Here is a 21,241-nt window from a genome sequence, read left to right on the forward strand (position 1 = left end):
GGACTTGAGCGAGAGGCTGTCGCTGCACCTGACACTCACCCGGCCGTTCGTCGACCTGTCGGAGACGGCCGCTGCGTCCGTGCAGACATCGGGCATCGAAGCCGCGTTCAGGCACGTCCTTGAGGACCCGGGCTACTCGTTGCCGATCCAGTACCACCCTGCCGCCGGCCTCCGGGACCGGATACTGCGGGAGCTGGGAGCACGGGAGTTCTCCTGCGCGCAGCCGTCCGAAGTCGCGCCGGAGCTGCGTACCGCCCGATGGTCGCGCCTGGTGGAATGGACGGACGGCTTCGAGGACCTGCCGGAGACGCGCCAGAAGTCCGTCATCTCGCTCTGCCAGACACTCGGCCTGTACACCGCCGTGACCGCTCTCGCGGCGCGGGCCCTGAACAGCGCGGCCCGTGCCGCGGATCCGCTCGCCACCGACTTCGGCGCCTGGATGCTGACCAGGGTCCTGCGGGCGAGGTCACTCGTCCTGCGGTCCCGGACGGCGCACCAGGCGGACATCGCCAATCTGGCGGACATCGCGCTCGCCGACCACCTTCAGCTGGAACAACGGATCTCGGCGGGCCTCAGCCTGGTGGTGCAGCACTCGAAAGGCGAATACCAGGATCCCGCGCTCGCGGCCAGGTGGCGGGCCCATACCGAACGGCTGTTCTCCGGGTTCCGGCCCGAGGAGCACTGGACGAGTCTCGGTCTGGCCAGCTCGTACTGGCGGGGGATCTGTTTCGTGCCCTTCCAGCGGGGACTGCGGGAGCAGGTCACCGAGGAGCTGGAGCGGGCCGAGCGGTACGCCGTCGCGATGCCTTCGGGCTCCGTCGGCGAGGACACGATGAGGCGGCAGTACCTGCACCCGCTGCTGGAGACGCGGATCCGGGAGGCGAACTGGCTGGGGGACCTGGACCTGTCCGTGGCCCGCGCCGAGCGCCTGATCGAGCTCGATCCGCTCGAACCCAAGGTCTACATCACGGCCGGTGACGTTCACCTGCGCGCCGGCGACCGTGGACGCGCGGTCGAACGCTACCGGCAGGCCGCGGTGCTCGGCCCGCCCTACACGGTGCTGTCCCGGTACAAGCTCGGCTGCGCGCTGGAGGCGGCGGGAGACCTCGACGGTGCGCTGAGTGAGTTCGTCGCGGCTCTGCGCGCGGAACCGGGCGCCGTCACCTGCGCGCGGGCGGCCCAGCGGCTGGCCCGGCTGCGCGACGACGCCTCCAGCGCGTCCTGGGCCGGACGGCTGGCGTCCACCGGCGGAAGCGGACGGTGATGGCATGACATCCGCAGTTCCCAGGCTGCTGGTCGCCGCCCGGCCCGAGGCGGGGCCCGACGCTCCGTCCCGGCTTCTCCTGTCCGGCTATCTGGACCTCGGGCACCGGCCGGACGGCCCGCGTCACGCCGAGGGCGTGGCACTCGCCTACGACGAGTACGTGAGCGGTCCGACGACGATGCCGTTGCGAAGGCAGCCGCCGGGGTCGATGCGCCGCGCGCTGGCGGAGGAGTGGCCGCACGAGCGGGTCGGGACCGAGCACCCGGCCGACCGGCCACGCGACGAACGCTCGCCGCGATGGCAGCACCTGTGCGACGGCCTGGAGGCATGGCCGGACCTTCCGGCTGAGCGCCGGGCCGCGCTGCTGGGACTGTGCAACGCCCTCGGCTACTTCGGGGTCACCGTGGATCTGGGTGGCCGTGTCCTCGGCGCCGGCGGGGAGATGACGACCGGCCACGCGGCGCAGATTCTGCTGGTCGCCGCTGCCGCCGCCAGGATCGGCGGATCGGCCGGCGAGTCCCTCGTCGAGCTCTGCGCCCGGGGAGACCGCCAGGCGAGGATCCTCGCCCGTACGTACCTGGTGGGTCCACGCGCCTCGGCCGACGCCGTGGAAAGCCTGCTGGCCGACCTGCGCGCACCCTCCGTCGACCGCCTCGTGTGCTGCCTCGGCCTGCTGGCCTGCGCCTGGTCGTTCGACCGTGCCGGAGACCTGCGCCGGTTCTCCGCCTTCGTCGCCGAGGCACACGATGCCGCCGGGACACGGCCGGCGACGCACGCCTGGGAGGACTGCCGGCGATCGGTGGCCGAGGCACGGACGGTGGTCGCGCTGCGGTCCGGCGAGGTGGAGCGGGCGGTCGAGATCCATCGGGAGATCATCGAGAGCGACCCGTTCGACGCGCAGGCCTGCCTGGAACACGCCTCACTGCTGGAGCGCCTCGACCTCCGGAACGCGGCGGCCTGGTACCAGCGGGCCGTACGCCTCGGGGCGCCGCTGACCGGCCTCGCGTTCGAGAGAGCGGGCGACGCGCAGCTGCGGGGCGGTGATCCGGTGGCCGCCTTCGACTCCTACGCGAGCTCGGTCTCGAACGCCGGCGGCAGCCCGTCCGCCCTCCGGAGGCTGGCCGAATGCGCGGGCCGGATCGGCCAGCGCGAGGTCGCGCGGTGGGCGCTGGAGCGACTGGACTCATCGGAGGAGCGGCACGCGACCCCGGCATGGTCAGTGGGCACGTTCACGCCCGGTCCGATCCTGCGGTACGCCGCTCCCATGCGGAAGGGCGGCCGGTCATGACAGTGGTGAACGAGCGTGCGCTCGACCCCGGCGCGGTGGATGACGGCGTCTGGGACGCCATGGTGACCCGCAACCTCACGCGACTGCCGGAACTGGTGGAACTCGGCCGGACACTGCGTGGGGAGGGGGTCGGTGAGCGGCACGTCGACGCCCTCGCGTCGGCCGTCGACGCGCTTCCCCGGGCGAAGAGCGCGGCGGTCGTCGCGGACCCGCTGTACAGCCACTGGTCCTCGAAGGTGAGCAGAAACTCCGACGCCCGATGGATCCTCGAACTCGGCCGGCTGATCCTGCTGCCCCATCTGCGGGGCGGAACCCTCCCCGCGAGCGGGGTCTTCGTGCCGGTGCACGCGGACGCGGCGGTCCACGTACCCGGGCTGGACCGCGTACGGGCGCCCGGCACGCTCGCCGGCGCCATCACCCGGCTCGCCGTCGAAGAGGACCTGCTGGTCATGGGGGCTCCGGAGACGACGGTGGTCGGCCCGGTGGACCGGCTCGTGGACGCGGAACGCCGGCGTCGGAGCGGAGCGGCCGGCGTGTTCGCCGACGGTTCGGACCCCTGGGCGACGGGGGTGCTCACCGCGATGAACGACGCGCCACGGGTCGGCCCGTACCCGCGCCGTGACATCACCCCGCTGCCGGAGCCGGGCGATGACCTCCGGGCCACCTTCGCCGAGGCGCTGCGACTGCTGGCCGGGACCTGGCCGGAGGCCCACGCCGAGGTGACTCGGTACACCACGCTGATCGTCCCGTTCCATAGCCGGTATCTGCTCGGCTGGTCGACACCCCTCTTCCAGGGGGCGGCCTTCATCCGCGCGGCGCCCGGGGACGTGCTGTTCACCTTCGAGCGGATCGTGCACGAGTCGGCGCACCAGAGGCTGTTCGCGATCCAGCGGTCGGTGCGCATCCACGACGACCCGCCGGGCAGACGCCTTCCCTCGGCTCTCAGGAAGGACCCGCGTCCGACCGCGGGTGTCTACCACGCCGCCTTCGTCTGCGGCCGGCTCGTCCAGGCGTTCGCCCGCGCACTCGAGCGCCCCCTCGGCGAGCAGTGGGAACAGCGGTACGAACAGCTCACCGGGGCCTACTTCGACATGTCCGAGACCCTGCACACCCACGCGTCGCTGACGCGGATCGGACGCGACATGCTCACCAACCTCGATGGCCGCGTACGCGCGGCGATCTGACGACGCTGGGACCAGGAGGTCGGCACGGTGGACCGCAGTGCGATGGAAGGGGAGACCCGGCGCAGGCTCCGGCTGAGGGCCAGCACCCAGCGGATCGTGAGCGGGGACTCGCTCGTCCTGGCGCTCGGCTCCGCGCGCGCCCGCCTCCGGCCGTTCGACCAGACCGCGGAGAAGGTGCTCTGGCGCCTGGCCGACGGCGTCGACGTGGTCGAAGAACTGCGCTCGCTGCCCGGCGAGCGCAGGCCGGCGTTCGCCGAGTGGTTCGACACCCTGCGCCGTGGAGACCTCCTGGAACCGGCCGACGCCGATGGGACGACCCTCGCCGACACCGATCTGCTCCGCTTCGACCGTCTGCTGAACCGGCTGGCGACCTATGAGTCCCCGGACCGTGATCGCTGGAAGATCCTGGAGAGCCTGCGTGGCAGGACGGTCGCGGTGCTCGGTGTCGGCGGGCTCGCCTCATGGGTGCTCTACAACCTCGTGTGCTGCGGAGTCGGGCGGCTCCGGCTGATCGACGCGGACGTGGTCGAGCTGTCCAACCTCAACCGGTCGATCCTGTTCGCCGAGGCGGACGTGGGCCGCCGGAAGATCGACGCGGTACGGGACTCGCTGCTGCGCTTCGCGCCACGTACGGTCATCGAGGGCGTCGAACTCCAGGTCACCTGCGCCGACGATCTGGCCGAGGCGTTGTCCGGCGTGGACCTTCTGATCGCGACCGGAGACAAGCCCGCGTGGCTGATCCGCGAGTGGGTCGTCGTCGCCGGGCGACGGCTCGGGATCCCGACGCTGCATCCGGGCCGTGGGAGGGTGGGCCCGTTCGATCTGAACGACGGCCGCGGCTGCGCGCTGTGCGAGTGGGCGGATCTGGTGAGCCGTCACCCCGGTGCGCCGGCGCAGCTCGCCACGCTGCGGCGGCTGCCCCAATCCGATCCCGGGCCCATCAGCCCGGTCGGCGGGATGACCGCGGCGTTCACGGCCCAGGAGGCGTTCCGCTACCTGGTCGGGGTGGAACCGGTGACCGCCGGCCGTGCCTGGCAGCTCAACCCCGACCTGACCTCACGGCTGACCGGGGCCGTACGCAACGACAGGTGCCCCACCTGCGGTTCGCCGGATGATCCGGCCCGTGTGGGGCCGCCCTCCGAGCTGATTCCCGGCGTCGGAGCGGCCGGTCATGACACGCGTGCGTGACGCGGTCGGACGACTCGCCGTCGACGCCGACCGCGTGGCCGCCGATGACCACAGAGAACTCATGAGCCGTTTCCCGGCCGGAGTGGCGATCGTGACCACCGCTGATCGCGACGGGGTTCCGTACGGCCTGACCTGTACCGCGTTCGCCAGCGTGGGGCTGGACCCGCCCACGCTGCTGGTGTGCCTGCACCGGGACAGCCGGACGCTGCGGGCACTGCGCTCACGTGGAGCGTTCGCGGTGCATCTGCTGGACGCCGATTCGGCGGACACGGCCGCCTCGTTCGCGGAACGCGACGGTGACCCCTTCGCGGTGGTCGCGTGGGCGCCGTCGGCGCGGTTCGGCATCCCGATCGTGAGCGGCCGCACCGTCGGGCACGCGGAGTGCGTCGTGGCCGGGAGCACCGACGCGAGCGACCACGTGGTGGTGTTCGGAGAGGTCGTCGCCACCTCACTGGGCGCCGGCGACCCGATGGTCTACGGCCTGCGGGAGTTCGTCCGCTGGCCGGGGCGTCCGGCGAGCTGAGGGAGCACCGTGGCGGCCGGCGGACGGCGGAGGACATGGTTGACCGTGTCGCGGACGGAGGAGCGGCCGGCTCGCGCGGTGTTCCGATCGCGGGTGTTCGTGCTGATGTGGTCCGGCTTCGTGATCTCCACGGTGGGAGACCAGCTCTACCGGGTCGCCCTGGCCGTCGGTGTCTCCTCCCGCGGGGCGGGTGCCCTGGCCTCTCTCGGCCTGGTGCTGGCGCTGCCGACCGCCCTGTTCGGGCTGCTGTCCGGCGTGTTGATCGACCACACGAACAAGTTCCGGCTGCTCATCAGAACGGATCTGCTGCGTGCGGCGATCGTCGCCGCTCTGGGCTGCGTCTTCCTGTCGGCGCGGCCTCCGTTGCCCGGCGTCCTGGCGCTGGCGGGCCTGCTCGGGGTGGTGAGCGTGCTGTTCGCGCCGGGTCTTCAGGCCCTGCTGCCCGAGATGAGCAGTGGCACCGACGAGATGGTCGCCATGGACACCTGGATCCTGGGTGCGGCCGGTTCGGCGGCCGTCATCGGTCCCGCCGTGTCGGGCGCCCTGCTGGCGATCGTCGATCCCGAGATCTTGATGTGGGCGGACGCGGCGACGTTCGTCTGCTCTGCGGTCATGCTGGCCGGCGCCCGCCGGCGCATGCACGCCGGGGCCCCGCGGCCCGATCCGCCGAGGGCGGCGGGCACGCGGGTCAAGGCCGCCGCCGACGGGCTGAGGTTCGTGCTCCGACACGACGTCCTGCGGCCGTGTTTCCTGACATTCCCGCTGATGGAATTCGCGGCCTACTGCATTCCGTTTCTGCTGCCGCTCATCATCTCCGCGCATTACGGGCACATGCGTAGCGACATCTACGGGCTGTGCCTGGCGGCGCTCGGTGGCGGACGGCTGCTCGGCATGATCCTGGTCAACCGTTCCGCACTGAAGAGAAATCGAGGCCGGATATTGCGCGGAAACTTCATCCTCCAGGGCATTCCCATAGTGGGTGTCGCCGCCTATGGCCGGCCATTGCTGATTCCCGCGGCGCTTGTCGTGGTGGGTGTCGCATCCGGGGCGGCACAGGTGTCCATGTCCTCGTACGTGCAGGTCGAGGTCGCTCCGCAGATGCGAGGGCGGGTCTTCAGCAGCCTGCTGTCGATGACGTCGTGGTTGCAACCGCTGGGGGCGCTCGTCTTCGGGAGCGTCGCCGCCGCTTTCGGGGCGTCCGTCGCCTTCGCGCTGATCGGCGCGATACTCGTCCTCGGGGGCACCAGACTCCTGCTCTCGACGTCGCTGGCGAGTGTCCGGTGACGCCGTCCGCGCAGCTCGTCGACGTGGGCGAGTGGAGCTACCGGGACAGCGTCGTCGTTCCCGGTTCCGGGCTCGTCTCCCTGTGGGCCCATTCCACCGGAGCCACCCATCTGCACGGCTGGCAGGTGCCGGGAGACGCGGCCTTCGGCCTGACCTTCCGCACCGAGTCCGGGGACGACCGCGGCGCCGCGCACGTCCTCGAGCATCTGGTGGGGACCGGCTCGCGGAAATACCATTCCACCTGCGCGCTTTACATGTCGATGTTCCGCACGATGTCGGATTTCCTCAACGGATTCACTGAGACCGGGCGTACCAGCTATACCTTCGTCTCCGCCGACGTCACCGACTACGCCGTCATCCTGGACGTACTGCTCGATGCCGTCTACTTTCCCGCACTCGGCGAGCGTGAGTTCCTGCGTGAGGCCGCTCGCCATATACATCCCGGGGAAAGTGGCAGAGAAGGCGTCATCTCGGGCGTGGTGTTCCACGAGATGTGGCTCAAACGGGAGCGCGAGGACGAATGGATCTCCCGTCTGCTGACGCGGCACACGTCGCCGAGGAGTTTCGCCCAGTACCGCCACGAAGGCACGCCGGACGCCGTGGCGCGGCTGACGTACGAGGAATGCCTCGACTACCACGAGCGGTGGTACCGCCCGGCCAACGCCCACAGCTTCTCGTCCGGCGACGTGCTGCCGGCCGTACTGCGCGCCCTCGACGCCGCCCACCACGCGTGCGCGGCCGGGAAACGGATCGCGGACAGTCCCGGCGGACCGGTGGCGCCGCTCTCCGGCCCTCATCGGCTCCGCGACATGCGCTGGACGGCACTGCGGATCGGTCTCCCCGGCGGCACGCTGACGGACTGGCTGTCCGCGCTGCGGCTGGCCGGAGCGTACGCCGCGACCGGCGCGAAGCCGCGGCCCGACGTGCTCGGCCCCCCGGCGCTGGTCGACGGCCGGCCTGCGCTGTGGTGCGCGCTACGTGGCGGTGAACCTCACAAGATCGACCGGCTGTGGCCGGTGGCCGGCGGCGAACCGCGGCACACGTCACCGGAGGCGCTGGCCGCGCACCTCGGTGCCCGGTACCGCGACCTCCCGGCCGAACTGCGCTGGGGCCTGGCGCTGGCACCGCTGCGCGTCGCCGGCGTGGACCAGATCGCCTTCTGGGGGTCCGGCGACCAGGACCCGCCGCCGGAGGGCCCTCTCGACATCCGCGTGGTCGAGCTCACCGGACGCGGCGACGATGTCTCCTCGGCCTGGTCGGCCGATCGGGCGGCCGAGGACGACCGCGTCTGGCGAACGACGACACGGTCCGACGACGAGTCGCTGCCCTTGCGACGGCTCGGCGAGCGCGGCGGATGCGGGCTGGAGGCCATGGAGATCCGGTCCGCGGGACTGTCGTACCTCCTGCGGCCGGGAGAGGATCGGCGCTATCGGCACCTCGAACTGCCCGTACGGGAGCAGGCGCTGTCTCTGCTGCACCCGCTCGGTGAGATCCTCCGGCGGCGTGACGGGGTGCCGGCCGACCCGCTCGGCCCGTGCGCTGTGCGAACGGATGAGGAGAACCGCCCGGTCGTCGACCTGGTCGTCCCGATCGGCGGCGGCGTCCAGGATGAGCTGCTGCCCGCGGATCTCGCGCCCGCCCTCGCGAAGGCGGCGGCGCTGTGGCGGAGGCAACTCGCCGCAGCCGTCATCACCCGGCCCGCCGACATCGCCCGCAGGATCTGTCTCGGTTCGCTGAGCGCCGCAGGCCGCGCGGTCGACCTGCTCAACGGGCACGCGGCGGCGGTGAACCTCGGGAACGCCCTGGCGGACGAGGATCGGCTGCGCGCCGGCATCGAGAGCCTGCGGGAGCTGGTCGGCGCCGCCGGAGTCTCTCTCGTCATCGTGGGCGAAGAACCGCCGGGGGTTTCTGTACGCTCCGGGCGGCTGCCCGACGCTCCGAGCGTCGAGGCCGTGCCGCCCGACATCCCGGACGGGCTCCTGCGAAGCGGCGTCACCTGCGCCGCCTGGGACGCGTCCGGCATTCCGGACGGTGACTGGCCGGCCCTCCTGGTGGCGGCCGGACACGTACACCGCTTCCTGCATCACAACGTGCGTGAGCTCGGCGGCGCCTACGCGGTGGGCGCGCAGGCGGACGTGCTCATCAAGACGATGTGCGTGTGGTCGCAGGCCGATCCCGCACCGCGACGCACCCTCGACCTCTACCGCACGCTCTGGGCCGGCGCGCTGCGCGAGATGTCGCGGGACGACCTGGAGACGGCCAAGCTCATCGCGGTACGGACGGAGCGCGGCCGCCGTAAGACGCTGACTTACCTCAGCGGAGTCGCGCGGTCCTCCCCGTCGCTGAACCACGACTTCGCCGGCCTGGTCGACAAAGTGGACCTGGAGTCGCTGCGGCGGGTCGCGGCGGAGATCGCCACCTCGAGGTGGCAGGCCCTGGGATGGCCTCGGAACGCCGACCGGGCGGTCCTGCTGTGAGCACTTCGTCGGAAGGGATGGGCAGGATGACGCAGACCCGCTCCGAGAGCGCGGACGAGATCCGTTCGAGGGATGCCGATGAGAGTTATGGGCCCGTGTTCGCCGCCGTTTACGACGCCGAGTGGAAGCGGCACGTTCCGGTCGTCGGAGCGGCCCTGATCAGGTTCGCCGAGACCGATGACGACATCTCGGTGAACCGCCCGGTACTCGACGTCTGCTGCGGTACCGGGCACGTGTCCTGCCACCTGGCGAACCACGGTTTCGACGTCGTGGGTATTGACGCGTCTCCGCACATGATCGGGAGAGCCAGGGAGAACGCCGAGAAGACCGACGATGCTCACAGGCTTCGGTTCGCGGTCCAGGACGCGACGGAGATGAACGTCGGCCGCGGGTTCGGGCTGGCGGTCTCGACGCTCGACGCGATGAACCACTTGACGGACCTCGCCGAACTGCGGAAATGCTTTTCCTCGGTCCGTACGGCATTGGCCCCGGGTGGTGTGTTCGTCTTCGACATGCACACCGTGTCCGGCCTTCGCGAACTGAACCGCGTCGAGGTACGAGAGACCCCGGACACCTTGTTCGTGGCCCGAACCATTTATGACCCGTACGCCGAGGTCCTGGTCGCCCGGATATCCGGGTGCCGGCGGGACGGCGCCACCTGGCAGCGCTTCACGCATTCGGTGCGAGAGCGTGCGTATCCTTCTCGTTCCATCGAGGAGGCACTCCACGACGCGGGCTTCGACCGGGTCCACGCCGCCGAGCCGGCCGACCTCCACACCCCGCTGCCGAACGCGGATGACCTGCCGCGCGCGTTCTACGTGGCCCGGAACTCCACTTCATGATCTCCGGCCGGGAGCCGGGAGGTGAGATCCCTCCCGGCCACCCGACAGGGTGAAATCCGGAGGCGGTGCCCCTATACGGCGCGGTCGAGCAGGTACGCCGACGGTGCGCTGATCCCGTTGAACGCCTCGGCCGCGTACACGAGTGTGTACGCGCCGGTCTGCCAGATGGCCACCGTGTCCCCTACGTCCAGATCGTGGGAGAGCTCGACGCCGAACATGATGGTGTCCTGGCTGTCGCAGCTGGGGCCCGTGAGATGTGTGGTCCGGGTGCTTCCCTGGCCCCGCGAATCGGTCACCGGGTATCGGAGCGTGTTCGATGTCTCGAGCGACTCCATGAAGCCGTTGAAGGCACCGGCGTCCAGGTGAACCCAGCGTGCTCCGTCGCGCTCGGCGACGCCGATGACGGAGGCGACCATGACGCCGGCGGGGGCGGCCAGGAATCGGCCCGGCTCGACCACGGTCCGCACCGGATAGGGGAGCTGGCCGATCGCGCGGCCGATGCTCTTGCCGATCGCCGCCATCGAGGGCACCGCGGTGCCGTCGTACTGGACGGGGAACCCCCCGCCCATGTTCAGCATCTGGATCCGGACCTCGTTGTCGGCCAGAGCACGCATGACGGCCGCCGCCTCGGCGATGGCCGTCTCCCAGGCCGTTGCCTCTGTCATCTGGGAGCCGACGTGGAAGGTGATCCCGTAGGGGACGAGCCCCAGGGAGGCGGCGTAGAGCATCAGCCGGGCGGCATGGTCGGCGGGGACGCCGAACTTGCCCTCGCTCGGGACGGCCGACTGCGCCGCCCGGGTCTTCAGCCGCACGTAGACGCGACTGCCCGGTGCCAGTTCGGCCAGCTTCTCCGCTTCGCGTTCGGAGTCGAAGGCGAACCGATCCAGACCGGCGGCGAAAGCGTGGGAGACGTCGTCCGGCCGCTTCACCGGGTTGGAGAACAGCACCTCGGCGGCGTCGGCGGCGCTCGCGGCGATCTCGAGGTCGCGGAGCACGGCCAGCTCCCCGTAGGAGGCGACGACGAAGCCACCGCCGAGATCCTTGACCTTCTGCAAAAGCCTGCCATCCGCGTTGCACTTCATCGCGAATTTGATTTCCGTCCCGCGGGGGAGCGCGAGCCGAAGGTGCTCGTACGCCTCGGTGACCGTGGTCAGGTCGAGTCCGAGAAAAGGTGTCTCATAGGGAAGGCCGAAGACCTTCGACCCGAAATGATCTGCGAGGGAACTGCCGGGAGCAGGTTCAGGGCCGTCTGGCGCCCTGACCGCGAGTGATTTTCTCATCGATCCCTTGGTTCTGAAATGGACATATTGCTCGCCAGTGGACGGAGTGCGGGGAAGAAACAGTGCAGGAACCCTCTCCGTGCCCTCCCGGCCGGCTGGGGCCACAGGCCCGGTTTGTCGTACTTTCTTTCTTGTTCTGGCTGCCTGCACGCTTCTTCACGGCAGGCATCACCTGTCGGTAAACTAACGTTGATTCCATCACCTTTAGGCGATGGATGTGGACGAGGCTAAGAATGTCTCATCGTAATGTCAACTCAGGTTTGTGAGCAGAGGTGAACATCGAATGAAGGTGATGTGAGAGCGGGAGGGAGGGGCTCTGTGGAGAAGGACCGAGAGGTGCGGGGCGAGCAGATGACACTCGCAGATCGGATTGACCTGCTGTTTCGCACGGTCCATCCCGCGGGCGGTAAGCCGTACTCCCTGGAGTACGTCGCCTCCGGGATCGAAAAGATCACCGGGGAGAAGATCTCGGCCAACGCGATCTGGAAGCTGCGCAAGGGCAAGAGCGCCAACCCGACCAAGAAGACGATCGAGGGGCTGGCCGGCTTCTTCGGTGTGCCGCCGAGCTACTTCTTCGACGAGGCGCCGGAGCGGGCAGGGGAGGAGCTCCGGTTGCTCGCGGCGATGCGCGACGGCAGGGGCGCCCGGCTTCGCAGTTTTCTCGACCTGTCACCGGCAGGCCAGGAGATGGTGGCCGAGCTGATCGCCTACGCGGCTCACATGGAGCAGGGCAAGGACGACACCAGCGATCAGAAGGACACGGAATAACCCCGAACCGCGGCCGCGCCCACCGGCCGACGTCCTGGACGAAGAACCTCTCGTGTGCCGCGAACCGCTCCGAGTCCCACATATCTGCCCTCGTCTGGGCCGCTGACGCGTCGTCCATCGGCACGAGCGTTTGCTCGTGTTCTCCGGCGATCGGCGCCGGTGACCTCGTCTGCCGGATCCGCCTGGTCGGCGGGACTGCGGTTCCGTGACCTTTGTCGAAGGTGTCCGCGCTCCGTTTTCCGGTGGTCTGGCCGTGCGTTTTGAAGTAGTGACTCTGTAAGTGGTCTACCAACTCCGTCAGCCTGGAATGCCTGGTCAGATTCCACTTCTCGCTACCGTGCCCTCGCCGAGACCTCCCCGGTGGGGGAGGAACGTTGATCTCCGCCGAAAATTCCGTACAGGCACGTCAGGTGGCATTATATTGATTCAGTGTTTATGCGGTGATATTCCCTGAACATGACGGCAATCGCTGGTGGATGGGAATTCGATCATGTTGATCCATGGCTGGCGCCACGCCTCAACGAGGTTTCAGCCGAGCTCCGAGGCGACTGCCCGGTCGTGCACAGCACCGAGTACCGCGGCTTCTGAGCGGCACTCACCCACGAGGCCGTCAAGGAAGTGACCAGCGATCCGCAGACCTACACCAGCACCGGTTGCGTCACCATCCCCAGGGTCCATTCCATCCTGCAGCCGCTCCTCGACTTCGACCCGCCCGAGCACACCGCCTACCGCAGGATCGTCCAGCGGCAGTTCACCCGGCAGGGCGCCGCTCGCTACGAGCCGCTCCTGCGCCGGCTGGTACGCGAACGCCTCAGCGAACTGATCGAGCAGGGCGGCGCCGACCTCATCGCCACACTGGCCCGCAACGTGCCGCCGATGGCGATCGCCATGATCCTCGGGCTCCCGCCCGAAGATGGCGAACGGTTCATGTACTGGGTGGAACGGCAACTCATGACGGCGGCCACGGGCGATCTCGCGGAGACCGAGCGGGTGACTGAGGAGTTCACCGAATACATCGCCGACCACCTGGGCGGCGCGCGCGAGGAGAACGCCGTCATCGGTGCGATCGACGAAGGCCGGTTCAACGGGCGGCCGCTCACCCAGGAGGAGCAGGTGGGCATGATCGCGCTGCCGGTCGTCTTCTCACCAGTCCAGCCCTGATCGGCGTCTACGGCCGCACTGTCATCGATCGATGCCGCAGTAAGGAGTTTCGCCGTGAGACGCCTGCCATCGCTCGCCGCCGCACTGATCGCCGCCACCATCGCGGCCGCGCCCGCACAGGCCCGCACGCCCGCGCACTGCTCGACGCATGTGCTGCACGTACGGCTCGCCGACGGCGGCCCCGCCGCGTACCGGATGTGGGGCGAACTGTGCTACCAGGGAAGAATCACGCCCAAGACGGTGCAGTCGCTCATCCCAGGTGGGACCTACAACCACACCTACGGGGACTTCCCGTACCGGGGCGGCGTCTACTCCTACGTACGGGCGGCGACCTCGGCCGGCTACGCGACGTTCGACGTCGACCGGATCGGCAGCGGACACAGCACCCACCCGCCGTACACCGACCTGACCCTCGCAGGTGAGGCGACGTCGACGCACGACGTCGTGACCGCCCTGCGGTCGGGCGCCGTCGACGGTCACGCGTTCCGGCATGTCATCACGGCCGGGCACTCGTTCGGCTCGGCGGTCGGGGTGGTGGAGGCGGTGCACTATCGCGACGTCGACGGTGTCATCAGCATCGGCGGCGGCCACGCCATGTTCCGACGCGGCGGGAGCCATCCTCGACGCGGCCCAGGAGGCGAACCTCGATCCGAAGTTCGCCGGGCTCGGCTACGACGGATATCTGACCACCGTCCCGGGCGTGCGAGGCCACCTTTACCACGACTCCCGCACCTCGACTCCCGGGGATGAACGCCCTGGACGAGAGGCTGAAGGACGTCCATGCGAGCCACGACGTGCCCGACATCTTCGCCTACAACCTTCCGGCCACGCCCGCCGACGCGATCAGCAGGCGGCTGACGGTGCCCACGGCATGTCGCCGGCCGATGCACCGGGCCGGGCGCGTCAGGTCCAGCCGGTCTCCTTGCGGAGCTCGTCGCGCTGGTCGTCCGGCAGATATGCGGTGTTGAGCTCGAACGCCCGCTTTCCCAGCTCTACGAACTTGCCGTCCCAGTTGGCGACGTCCGCCGTACGGAACTCGAACTGCGTGCCGCCGGACTCCAGCCGGCCCGGATCGTTCGCCGGCGCGCCTTCGATCTTCAGTGGGTCGGGCTTCTCGGGGCTGCTGCCGGGCTGGATGGCATAGAAGTCCTTGTCGCTCATCTTGCCCCTGACGACGTCGATCATGAGGTCGACGATCGAACCTTTGTACTTGAGGACCTTCTCGTTGGCCTTTTCGTTGAACTCCAGCTCTTCCACGGCGCTGTTGATGATGCCGACGATCGTCGCCTCTTCGGCCCGGACCAGTTCGCCGAACACTTCGACGAAGATCTCCTGGTGACGCTGCACAAGACCGGCCCTCCGGAAGACCTCGGTGAGATCCGTACGCGCCAGAAGAGCCACCGCGTTCTTTTCGTGGAGCTTCTCCGGTATCTCCCATCGCGCGGCGAGGTAGTAGGAGATGACCACCCGGAAGATGCTCATCGTCGTCTCTCTCAGTATCGTCCGGAGAGCCTCCATCCGCGGATCGATCAGGTATTCGTAGACACTGATGTCATCGTTGCTTTCGGCGAGCCAGTCGAACTCCTCCACCTTCTGAGCAAGACGGAACCTGCCCTCCTTCGCGGACTCGACCGGAACCTTGACCTCTTCCTCTTCCTTGCTCTTTTTCTTCTTCTTTTTCTTCTCCGTTTGTTTTTTCGCACCCTTGTCGCGGGCGGGCTTCCCCTTGCCCTCCTCCTCCTTGAGGATCTCTGCCTGATTGGTCTCCTTCTGCAGGCCGTCGACGATGGCATCGATCACGGGGGAGAGCGGGCCGTCGATGAGCGCACTGATCCTCTGCTGTATCCAGAGGGGGCCGCCGGTGGCGAATCCGCCCGTCGTACTGAGCCGATGCAACTGGTCGAGCTTCGAAGGGAAGACTCCGAGGGTGAACTGGACAGAAAGGCCGCGATAGGTCGAGTAGGAGAAATTGTCCGAAATGCTCTTTGGGAGGCCCGTATAGAAACCCGGGCCGGCCTGTCCCTTGTTGTTGATATTTATTTCTCTTTTGATGTCCTGTGTGTGCTTGACGAACTCGCCCTTCGCATTCTTCTTCAGTTCGTCCAACCCTGGTGTTCTGGTGGTATATTCAGGAATGCTTATACCGAGCTTGGGGAGTTTGTTGTCGTACAGCTTCGACCGGTTCTCGTGAAGATACTTCGCCAGCTCCCAGCCGTACTGTGAGTTGTCGACTTTGACATCGATCTCGTCCGCCTTGTAGATCACTTTCTTGTTGTCGTACTCGTACGCGCCCTGCCGCAGGCTCTGCTCCTGATCGTCGGACTTCTTCTCATAGATCGGCACGTTGTGCTCCAGCTCCAGGCCGACCGAACGCTGGACGACAGAGCCTCTCGCGGGAGTGGTGGTGCCGGGCCGTCCCCTGCCCGGGGAGCCATGGGGGCGCGACGTCATGGTCACCGCGGCGCCGGCGGCCTCGGCCTCGCGCTCCTGCGGGTCACCCGGGCGGCTGACCTTCACTCCGTCGCCGCGGTCGGTTCCGGAGGCCCGGTGGGCGCTCTGTTGCAGGACATGCGCGACCTCGTGGCCGAGCAGCCGGAGACCGTCGGCCGAGCCGGGGGCGTACCAGCCCCGCGCGAAGGCGATGTGGGAGCCCATCGTGTACGCCCTGGCGCCCACCGACTCGGCCGAGCGGTGCGCCGTCTCGTCGGTGTGGACGCGCACCGACGACAGGTCAGCGCCGAACGCGGACTCCAGCCGCGCGCGGACCGGCGGGGCGAGCGGCCGGCCCGGCGCGCTCTGGATCGCCTCCGGCCGAGACGGGACCCGCCCCAGAACCGACGCCGTCGCCCGGTTGCCGACCTGGCGCTGCAGGACGGCGACGTCGGCGGCGCTCACCGCCCCACCCGACCTCGCCGCGGCGGCCAGCGCGCCGAGAGCCGGGCCGGCGGCGGTCTCGCGGGACCTCATGGCCTGCGGTTCGCGGGCCGGCGTGGGGTCGGTCTCGATCCGGCGTGCCCGAGCGCGCATGGGTCCTCCTGACGTCCGTACGGGGCCGCGTCACGGCCCCGCCCGCCGGCGGGCGGCCGGCGCTCAATCGGTACAACCGTCGCACGGATCACCGGCATAGGTCACTGTGATCTCCGAGCCGGGTTGAGCACAGGCGCCCTGGCTTGTGACGAGCCCGGAGGCGGACCGCGGCGGCGTTCAGCGATCCCGCAACTAGGGCCTGTGGGCGCCGTAACTCCGACTTGGGCGTGTATGCGTGTAGGAGGGCCACCGAGCCGGTCTCGCCGGGTTCTGGGAGCGCGCGGAGCGCGTGCCGCTCGAATATTGGATCGTGTGGCCTGAGCTGCGGCTATGCGGCGTGGTGGTATTCGCTGATCACGCCCGCTACGACGGGTCTTCGCCGGATGGTCCGCAGGTCGGTAAGGTCGGTCGCGTCCCGGGTCGGCAGCGTTCGAAGGCCCGGAGGTCGGGGGCCCGCGACTGGTGCGGTCGGGCAGTGTCGTAGTGCGGATTGCGGTCACTCCGCCAGGTGCAGTCTTCGATGAACACCGGCACGTACAGCCGTTTGAGCGGCACGGTTCCTACCACCGGGGAAGTCATGGTGGCGGCGAGGGTCTGGCCCCACCTGCGGTGCCGGGCAAGGTACCGTCCTGGGAATCATCCGGCGGCGGTGATGGCATCGCGGCAGAACTCCACCTCGCCCAGGTCGATGACCACCGACGGCGGGGTCGCGGCGAGCACCGCGATGGTGCCCAGCCGGTCCGCGGTCGCGATATCGATCTCACCGGCCACACCGATGACCACGCACGGGCCTTGATGCTCCGTCCGTATCCGCAGCCGGTTCTGCGGCGTCTGGCCGTCTAGGTCGGGCCGGTTGTGGGTGTTGAGGTCGCGGCCGGGAGTGTTCGGGCTGATCACGGTCGTACCTCAGGTCCGCGCCGGTTTGTTCAGCGCTGCTCGGGTCCGCCGCGCAGGTTCAGTGGTCTTGGGCTTTCTGGGTGTTGTTGAGGCGGAGCGCTTCGGCGAGTTGGTCTTCCAGGATGATGATGCGGCAGGCGGCGTCCAGGGGCATGCCCTGGTCCAGGAGTTCGCGGGCACGGGCGGCCAGGCGGAGCTGGTAGCGGGAGTAGCGGCGGTGCCCGCCGGCCGAACGCTGGGGGACGATCAGTTTCGCCTCGTCCAGGCTGCGCAGGAAACCCGGTGTGGTGCCGAGCATCTCCGCGGCGCGGCCCATGGTGTAGGCGGGGTAGTCCTCATCGTCGAGTTTGTCTGCCATGTGCTGCTGGGCTGGGTCCATTGAGCCTCCATGCCATGAGGGCCCCGGTGCCGTAGCACCGGGGCCCAGGGTTTTAGGTATCAACACCATCTACCGACGACAGCGTCGGCTTGTCGTTTCCGCACCGGCCACTTGAAATGGCCGATCGTGCGGGGATCGCGTAAGCGTGACCGAGGACCACCTCGCGTTCTGATGGGACTGCGGTACCCGCGCGGCGAGACACAACCAGCAGCGGGCGATCCGACGGCGTATGACCCTCCCCTTCTCCTCTGATCTTCCTAAAACCTTTCCGTACCGACCTAGGACCTTCAGGGACCTGCGAACCTCGTCCCAGCGCGTCCGACGGCCGCTTGCCACCGCCCGGAGCCACTTACCGTTACCAGCCCCGGCACACCTGACGTCGTGCCCTTCCTTCTCCAGTCAGCGACCCGGAGACTTCCTGGACCTTCTGGGACCTGCGAACCTCGCCCCAGCGCGCCCGACGGGCCACTCGCCACCGCCCGGAGCCACTTACCGTTACCAGCCCCAGCACACCTGACGTCGTACTCACCATGTTCACGGGTAGTTCGTTGTCTCCCGTGCCTCTTTGATGTTCTCTTTCTTCGCAACAAGGGGAACACTACCCAGCCCGGCGGCGAATGTCTACTCCGGCCACGGGAGATTTTCTTTGGTTCTCTGGACCGGCTGCGCACCGGCCTGGCGATAGCCCTCACCGTTTTCCACCACTGCCGGTACGGCCGCCTCCTGCGCCTGATCGCCGGCGGGCGAGAACCCGGCCGTCAGCGCCCTTGCTCGCCGAGGACTACACGCTGGTGACCAGGATGCTGATCAAACTGGACGACGCCCAGCTCGGCTGCCTGACCGCCGACCGGGCACGCGCGATCGCCGGCACGGCCGACAGCCCGCTGATCACCGCTGAGGCGGCCCGTAACCTGGCCGTCCTGGCGCGCAAGGCCGGCTGGCATTCCCAGGCCATGCCATCGCCTTGTCCGCGGCCGACCGGCCAGAGCTGCGCCGGGGCGGACCCGCTGCACGTGGCGACCGCGTGAGAGGTGCCGTAGAACTCGGCGCCCTGTTGCTCGAACCGGGTGAGGAACTGGCCGGCGGGGCCGATCCGCCCCGCCGCGACGGCCACGGTCAGGTTGCCCAGTTCCCGCCCCCCTCTGCGTCAGGCTGAGGTGGGACACAAGAGGACGAAGTTCACTAACTGACACGATCATGGCGAGAACGGGTACCGGGCAGAGTGACGATGACCGGCCAGGACCTCCCTTCCGGTGATGGGCCGCGGGCCGATCGGCCCAAGCGGCGGACGTTCACCGCCGCTTACAAGCTGCGGATGGCCGAGAAGTACGACGCGGCCGAGCATGGCGAGAAGAGCGCGTTGCTGCGCCGTGAAGGGCTTTATGAATCCAGCATCCAGCTGTGGCGTCGTCAGCGGGACGCCGGTGAACTGACCGCCTCGGGAACTCCTCGCCCGCCACCAAGAAGGAGAAAACGCCGGAGCAGGCCGAGTTGGAGCAGTTGCGTAAGGAAAGGCGCGACTGGAGCGGCTGAACGCCGCGATGGGCAAGAAGCCGGCCCAGACCGAGGCTGCGCTGGACATTATGGGAAAAGGTATCGCGCTCTTAGAGATGACTCCCGAGGGAGCGGACACCGACAATTCGTGACCCGTTGCCGGGACGAAACTTTTGCCTGCTGGTCGAGTATCTGCCGATTCGGACCTCGTGTGTTGTCGGGTGTGCCGTGCGGGAGTTTCTACCGGCGGCGGAAGCCGGTGCCGGAAGGAGTGCGCCGGCTGTGCGGCCGGTGCCGCCGAACGCGCTGAGCGAGACCGAACGGGCCGAGCTCATCGAGGTGCTCAACAGCGACCGGTTCGCCGACAAGGCACCCCGGCAGGTGTGGGCCGCGCTGCTGGACGAGGGGATTAACCTGGCGTCGCCCTCGACGATGTACCGGGAGCTGCGCAGGCGAGGTCCGGGAGCGGCGCGCTCAGGCCCGCCACGAGGCGAAGAAGAAGCCGTATCTGGCCGCCCGCGCCCCCAGCGAGATCTGGAGTTGGGACATCACGAAACTGCCCGGACCCGGTCCACGGCAGTTCTATGACCTGTATGTGATGCTCGACGTCTGCCCGGCACCATCCATTCCGATAACGGGACTTCGATGACCTCCAATCCGGTGAGTGTGCTGCTGGAGGATCTGGACATCATCAAGTCCCACTCCCGCCCAAAGGTGAGTAACGACAACCCCCTACAGCGAGGCGCAGTTCGAAACATTGAAGTACTGCCCGGTGCCATCATTTCTTCGATTACTACCATCACCGGCATTACCATGCGGGGATCGGGCTTCACACGCCGTTCACCGCCCACATCGGCGCCGCGCCGGCGATCCAGCACAAGCGAGCCGAAACGATCGAGGCGTTCCGTGCGGCCTACCCGCGACGGTTCACCCGCACGCCCACGCTGCCCACGATCCCCGAGGTCGCGTGGATCAACCGATCCGACGAAGACACCGCCGGCCAGGCCGGCCCTGACCACGCGGAACACGCCGCCTACGGTCTGTCCGGCGGATCATGCTGGTCGGCCCACCGGGCTGAAGCTGTATCGACCCGCCGGACAGGGAGGTGGGTGAAGCAGGTTCGGGCCGTCGATAAATCCCTCGACATGGGTCACGGTGATCGGGGACGCTTCGCGCGATGACAAGAATCGATGACACACCGCCCGCGTGGGACGAGCGCACGCAGCTCACCACGTTTCTCGACTACGCACGTGACACCGCCCGCGCCAAATGCGATGGCGTCTCTGCGGAGAATGCTCGCAAGGCGCTCCTGCCGGGCTCACCGCTGATGACCATGAGCGGAGTGATCAACCACCTGCGCTGGGTCGAGTACTACTGGTTCCAGATGGTCTTCCTCGGCGAGGAAGACCGGGGTCCCTGGACCGAGGAGGACCCCGACCGCGAGATGCGTATAGCCGTCGACTTCCCGCTCACGCAGTTGCTCGATGAATACGCCGAGCAGAGCGCCCGCTACCGCGAACTGGTCGCCGGGAACGGCCTGGACAAGCAGGCACAGCGAGCCATCCGCAACGGCCTCCACGTCGACTTGCGCTGGATCCTCCTCCACCTCACCGAGGAGACGGCCCGCCACAACGGCCATCTGGACATCATGCGGGAGATGCTCGACGGCACGACCGGCGGCTAGATCTGGCGGAGATCACGGGTGGAGACAGAGTCGGATCGAGGCGACGGTGACGGTGCCGTGGAGGATGTCGCCACGCTTGTCGAACCTCGTGGCCACAGCTCGGGAGTTCTTCAACGCGTTGACCGTCCGCTCGACTTCGTTCCTTCGCCTGTAGATCGTCTTGTCGAAGCCGGCGGGCCGACCGCCTTTGCTGCCCCTTCGTTGGCGGTTGGCCCGCTGGTTCTTCGGTTCGGGGATGGTGTGCTTGATCTGGCGTCGTCGCAGGTAGCGGCGTAGATCTCGCCATGGCACCCCAGTGCGCAGTCGGTACAGGATTCCGTTGATGACTCTGCGGTGGCTGGCCCACCGTGTCCCTGCCGAAAACCCCGTCCATTCAGGTCAAGCGGCATTTTCGTACTCGTTGAGTATTCCGCCGAGGCGTTGGCGTCTTCGCACGTCCAGCCGGGTGATCTGGTCGGGTTCGGTGATGGGCGGGGGCAGCGGAGTGCGCGGGCGGGCGTT

General features: G+C 68.5%; 17 protein-coding genes and 2 pseudogenes. 14 read left to right on the forward strand and 5 right to left on the reverse strand.

Translation table 11 applies throughout. From position 1 onward, the window contains the following. Positions 1-4 precede the first annotated feature (4 nt). The 8 genes from QWU11_RS17845 to QWU11_RS17880 all read left to right on the forward strand — a co-directional run bounded on the left by QWU11_RS17845 (position 5) and on the right by QWU11_RS17880 (position 10,050). Positions 5-1,264 carry a hypothetical protein gene (locus QWU11_RS17845; RefSeq protein WP_290111288.1) on the forward strand — a complete coding sequence of 420 codons (1,260 nt, stop codon included), beginning with the start codon at positions 5-7 and terminating at the stop codon, positions 1,262-1,264. A 4-nt stretch (positions 1,265-1,268) separates the two neighbouring features. Beyond that, positions 1,269-2,552, forward strand: coding sequence for a hypothetical protein (locus tag QWU11_RS17850; protein WP_290111289.1), 1,284 nt, complete (start codon positions 1,269-1,271; stop codon positions 2,550-2,552). After that, positions 2,549-3,736 (forward strand): HEXXH motif-containing putative peptide modification protein, encoded by a 1,188-nt coding sequence (locus tag QWU11_RS17855; protein WP_290111291.1) that lies wholly within the window; start codon positions 2,549-2,551, stop codon positions 3,734-3,736. Before QWU11_RS17850 ends, QWU11_RS17855 begins: the two co-directional genes overlap by 4 nt. A gap of 27 nt (positions 3,737-3,763) precedes the next feature. Continuing rightward, complete coding sequence (locus QWU11_RS17860) at positions 3,764-4,924, forward strand: ThiF family adenylyltransferase (RefSeq protein ID WP_290111305.1); 1,161 nt, start codon at positions 3,764-3,766, stop codon at positions 4,922-4,924. Beyond that, positions 4,908-5,447, forward strand: coding sequence for a flavin reductase family protein (locus QWU11_RS17865; RefSeq protein ID WP_290111308.1), 540 nt, complete (start codon positions 4,908-4,910; stop codon positions 5,445-5,447). The genes QWU11_RS17860 and QWU11_RS17865 overlap by 17 nt, the downstream gene beginning before the upstream one ends. A gap of 78 nt (positions 5,448-5,525) precedes the next feature. After that, positions 5,526-6,731 carry an MFS transporter gene (locus QWU11_RS17870; RefSeq protein ID WP_290111392.1) on the forward strand — a complete coding sequence of 402 codons (1,206 nt, stop codon included), beginning with the start codon at positions 5,526-5,528 and terminating at the stop codon, positions 6,729-6,731. Continuing rightward, positions 6,728-9,208 carry an insulinase family protein gene (locus QWU11_RS17875; protein WP_290111310.1) on the forward strand — a complete coding sequence of 827 codons (2,481 nt, stop codon included), beginning with the start codon at positions 6,728-6,730 and terminating at the stop codon, positions 9,206-9,208. The genes QWU11_RS17870 and QWU11_RS17875 overlap by 4 nt, the downstream gene beginning before the upstream one ends. A 95-nt stretch (positions 9,209-9,303) precedes the next feature. Continuing rightward, positions 9,304-10,050 (forward strand): class I SAM-dependent methyltransferase, encoded by a 747-nt coding sequence (locus tag QWU11_RS17880; protein ID WP_290111327.1) that lies wholly within the window; start codon positions 9,304-9,306, stop codon positions 10,048-10,050. A 71-nt stretch (positions 10,051-10,121) separates the two neighbouring features. Here QWU11_RS17880 and QWU11_RS17885 read toward each other — a convergent pair whose 3' ends face one another. Continuing rightward, positions 10,122-11,330: an alanine racemase gene (locus tag QWU11_RS17885; protein ID WP_290111334.1), complete on the reverse strand. Its 1,209-nt coding sequence runs from the start codon at positions 11,328-11,330 to the stop codon at positions 10,122-10,124. Between the two features lie 336 nt (positions 11,331-11,666). Between QWU11_RS17885 and QWU11_RS17890 the strand changes: the two genes are divergently transcribed. From QWU11_RS17890 to QWU11_RS17900, 3 genes are all read left to right on the forward strand, one after another. Then, positions 11,667-12,098, forward strand: coding sequence for a helix-turn-helix domain-containing protein (locus QWU11_RS17890; protein ID WP_290111336.1), 432 nt, complete (start codon positions 11,667-11,669; stop codon positions 12,096-12,098). A gap of 618 nt (positions 12,099-12,716) precedes the next feature. Continuing rightward, entirely contained in the window at positions 12,717-13,259 is a 543-nt protein-coding gene (locus tag QWU11_RS17895) for a hypothetical protein (RefSeq protein WP_290111338.1), read from the forward strand. 54 nt (positions 13,260-13,313) lie between these two features. Further along, on the forward strand, positions 13,314-14,009 hold the full coding sequence (locus tag QWU11_RS17900; protein ID WP_290111340.1) for a hypothetical protein: 696 nt from the start codon (positions 13,314-13,316) through the stop codon (positions 14,007-14,009). Positions 14,010-14,162: 153 nt separating this feature from the next. On the opposite strand, the gene QWU11_RS17905 is transcribed toward QWU11_RS17900, so the two are convergent. The 3 genes from QWU11_RS17905 to QWU11_RS17915 all read right to left on the reverse strand — a co-directional run bounded on the left by QWU11_RS17905 (position 14,163) and on the right by QWU11_RS17915 (position 17,562). Continuing rightward, a complete protein-coding gene (locus tag QWU11_RS17905) occupies positions 14,163-16,154 on the reverse strand; it encodes a DUF4157 domain-containing protein (RefSeq protein ID WP_290111342.1) in 1,992 nt (663 codons plus the stop codon). Positions 16,155-16,922: 768 nt separating this feature from the next. Next, a complete protein-coding gene (locus tag QWU11_RS17910; protein ID WP_290111351.1) occupies positions 16,923-17,183 on the reverse strand; it encodes an STAS domain-containing protein in 261 nt (86 codons plus the stop codon). Positions 17,184-17,241: 58 nt separating this feature from the next. Further along, a complete protein-coding gene (locus tag QWU11_RS17915; RefSeq protein ID WP_290111358.1) occupies positions 17,242-17,562 on the reverse strand; it encodes a MerR family transcriptional regulator in 321 nt (106 codons plus the stop codon). 791 nt (positions 17,563-18,353) lie between these two features. Between QWU11_RS17915 and QWU11_RS17920 the strand changes: the two genes are divergently transcribed. The 3 genes and pseudogenes from QWU11_RS17920 (at position 18,354) to QWU11_RS17930 (ending at position 20,740) form a co-directional block, all read left to right on the forward strand. Then, a complete protein-coding gene (locus QWU11_RS17920; RefSeq protein ID WP_290111375.1) occupies positions 18,354-18,590 on the forward strand; it encodes a hypothetical protein in 237 nt (78 codons plus the stop codon). A gap of 239 nt (positions 18,591-18,829) precedes the next feature. Further along, positions 18,830-18,988, forward strand: a pseudogene (locus QWU11_RS17925) (IS3 family transposase); the annotation flags it as partial. A 1,245-nt stretch (positions 18,989-20,233) separates the two neighbouring features. Beyond that, positions 20,234-20,740, forward strand: a complete 507-nt coding sequence (locus QWU11_RS17930) for a DinB family protein (protein ID WP_290111378.1) — start codon at positions 20,234-20,236, stop codon at positions 20,738-20,740. 12 nt (positions 20,741-20,752) lie between these two features. Here the strand turns inward: QWU11_RS17930 and QWU11_RS17935 are convergent. Then, positions 20,753-21,013 (reverse strand): annotated as a pseudogene (locus QWU11_RS17935) (IS5/IS1182 family transposase); the annotation flags it as partial. Between the last annotated feature and the right edge of the window lie 228 nt (positions 21,014-21,241).

Source organism: Actinomadura sp. DC4 (assembly GCF_030406325.1).
In the GTDB taxonomy this organism is placed as follows: Bacteria; Actinomycetota; Actinomycetes; order Streptosporangiales; family Streptosporangiaceae; genus Actinoallomurus.

Excerpts from the sequence above, each read along its gene's own strand:
- QWU11_RS17865 (WP_290111308.1), top strand. The coding sequence starts at position 4,908 with ATGACACGCGTGCGTGACGCGGTCGGACGACTCGCCGTCGACGCCGAC.
- QWU11_RS17885 (WP_290111334.1), bottom strand. The coding sequence starts at position 11,330 with ATGAGAAAATCACTCGCGGTCAGGGCGCCAGACGGCCCTGAACCTGCT.
- QWU11_RS17855 (WP_290111291.1), top strand. The coding sequence starts at position 2,549 with ATGACAGTGGTGAACGAGCGTGCGCTCGACCCCGGCGCGGTGGATGAC.
- QWU11_RS17850 (WP_290111289.1), top strand. The coding sequence starts at position 1,269 with ATGACATCCGCAGTTCCCAGGCTGCTGGTCGCCGCCCGGCCCGAGGCG.
- QWU11_RS17915 (WP_290111358.1), bottom strand. The coding sequence starts at position 17,562 with ATGGACCCAGCCCAGCAGCACATGGCAGACAAACTCGACGATGAGGAC.
- QWU11_RS17930 (WP_290111378.1), top strand. The coding sequence starts at position 20,234 with ATGACAAGAATCGATGACACACCGCCCGCGTGGGACGAGCGCACGCAG.